General features: G+C 78.3%; 3 protein-coding genes. 2 read left to right on the forward strand and 1 reads right to left on the reverse strand.

Going from position 1 to position 2,073, the window contains the following annotated elements:
- Window positions 1–320 precede the first annotated feature (320 nt).
- Together ACSNOH_RS34625 and ACSNOH_RS34630 are read left to right on the forward strand one after the other, a co-directional pair.
- A complete protein-coding gene (locus tag ACSNOH_RS34625; RefSeq protein WP_436725416.1) occupies window positions 321–527 on the forward strand; it encodes a DUF5988 family protein in 207 nt (68 codons plus the stop codon).
- Window positions 528–529: 2 nt separating this feature from the next.
- The gene (locus ACSNOH_RS34630) at window positions 530–967 is read left to right on the forward strand and encodes a hypothetical protein (RefSeq protein ID WP_436725417.1); all 438 of its coding nucleotides are present in this window, start codon (window positions 530–532) and stop codon (window positions 965–967) included.
- Here the strand turns inward: ACSNOH_RS34630 and ACSNOH_RS34635 are convergent.
- Window positions 933–2,073, reverse strand: a 1,141-nt coding sequence (locus ACSNOH_RS34635; RefSeq protein WP_436725418.1) for an ROK family protein, incomplete at its 5' end; no start/stop codon positions are given. The genes ACSNOH_RS34630 and ACSNOH_RS34635 overlap by 35 nt on opposite strands.

Genomic DNA, 2,073 nt, shown 5'->3' on the forward strand with positions numbered 1-2,073 from the left:
CCTGGCGGCTGGAGCTGCGCAACGACTCCGGGGCCGAGTGCCGCGCTCGTACGTCTCGGGGCCGCCGTCGAGAAGATCGCGAGCGCGGTGGCGCCGAGGACGAGCGCACGGGGCTTGGGCATCGCGGGACCTTTGCGGTGGGGGTCGTGGGGTCCGGTTGCCTGGTACCTCCCCCCGGCCGCCCGCGGGTCGCGGCCCGGCGCGGTCGCGTACCCCGACCAGCCGTCACATACCGCCCGATGAGCCTATTTTCGTGTCATCCGAGTGGAGCCGGTGCGCCTGGCCGTGCCGGCCGGTCGCCGCCCGGTCAGGATCGGGGCATGGCCACTGCTGAGAAATGCTTCCTCCAGGGCGGGCCGGAGGGCCTCCCGGAGCACATCGTCCCGGCTCCGCCGCCGGGAGAGGACGTGAAGGTGCCCTTCCGGGGCGGTTACGAACACTTCCGGGCGACCTCGCGGCAGTGGGACACGCCCGGGGGCCGGCTGCCGGTCTACGAGTGGTCGGGCCGCACGGAGGTGGCGGAGTAGCGGTGGCGGAGCAGCGCGGCGGCGGGGCGCGGGCCCCGCGGAGCGGGGACGACGCCGAGACGTACCGGAGGAACCCCCTGGCGGGCCTGGCCGGTCTCCCCGTGGTCGGGGACCTGCTGGAGCCGTTCCTGGGGCACTACCCCGGCAAGGACCTGCCCGCGCTCTTCTCGGCGCCGCACTTCCGCGGCCGCTGGGAGGAGCTGGAGCCGGGCACGTACGAGCGCGGCGGCCCCGTGCGGTCGGTGCTGCTGCCCTCCTGGCGCGGCCGGCCGGGTAAGGGCCCGCGGCCGCGGTGGGTGGTCACGCTCTCCACGGGGCCGGGCGGCACGGGGACGAGCAAGCGGTTCGAGGAGGGCGACGACGCCTCGGAGCTGCCGGAGGAGTTCGCCGTCGCGGTCTCCTCGGTCAGGGTCGAGAGGTTCCTGGGGCCGGGTGCGTGAGGCCGGCCAGGCGCCCGGCCTGCCCGTCCCGGCCGAACAGCGACGCCAGGACGAGCTCGGCGGCCCCTTCCACGACGGTGCGCTCGCCGGCCGGGGTGACGGCCACCGGAACGCCGCTGCCCGCGGCGGCGAGCACGTCCCGCACGCCGGTCTCGTAGGCGGCGGCGTCCCGCAGGAGCGTGCCGCCGCCGAGCAGCACGCGGTCGATGTCCAGCAGGCGTACGAGGTTGGCGGCGCCGGTGCCCAGCAGCCGGGCCGCCTCCGCGCGGTCGCCGCGGGCGACGGCCGCCAGGCAGAGCACCTCGATGCAGCCGCGGTTGCCGCAGGGGCACGGCGGGCCGTCGAGCGCGAGGACCTGGTGGCCGAACTCCCCCGCGCCCGTGCGCGCGCCCCGGTGGACCGCGCCGCCCAGCACAAGGCCGGCGCCCAGGCCCGTGCCGAGGTGGAGGTAGGCGAAGGAGCCGGCCGGACCGGCGCAGCCGCGGAGGACGAGGCCGAGGGCGGCGGCGTTGGTGTCCTTGTCGACGACGACGGGCAGGCCGAGCCGCCGGGCGAGGGCGTCGCGCAGCGGGAAGCCGTCCCACCGGGGGAAGCCGGTGACGCGGTGCAGGACGCCGGTGCGGTGGTCGAGGGGGCCGGGCAGGGCGACGCCCGCGCCGAGGAGGGCGCCGCCCGCCGCGGCGCGCACGCGCGCGGCCTCCTCCGTCACCGCGTCCAGGACCGTCCCGGCGTCCGCCCCGAGGTCGAGGGGGGACGTGCGGGTCGCGGTCTCCGCGCCGGAGAGGTCGACGAGCGTGACCGTCAGGGCGTCGCGGTCGAGGTGCACGCCGAGGGCGTGCGCGGCGTCCGGGACGAGGCGCAGGACGGTGGGCGGTTTGCCGCCCGTGGACGCCCGGCGGCCCGCCTCGGCGGCCAGGCCGGCGGCCCGCAGCCGCGCGGTGATCTTGCTGACGGCCTGCGGGGTGAGGCCCGTGCGGGCGGCCAGCTCGGCCCGGCTCGCGCCCTCCGGCCCGGCGTCGCGCAGCAGGCCGAGGACGAGGGCGGTGTTGTGGTCGCGGAGGGCGGCGAGGTTGGCGCCGGGCGCCGCGGGGGCGGCGGGGGTGGCG

This window comes from Streptomyces sp. URMC 127, assembly GCF_051386535.1.
Lineage (GTDB): Bacteria > Actinomycetota > Actinomycetes > Streptomycetales > Streptomycetaceae > Streptomyces.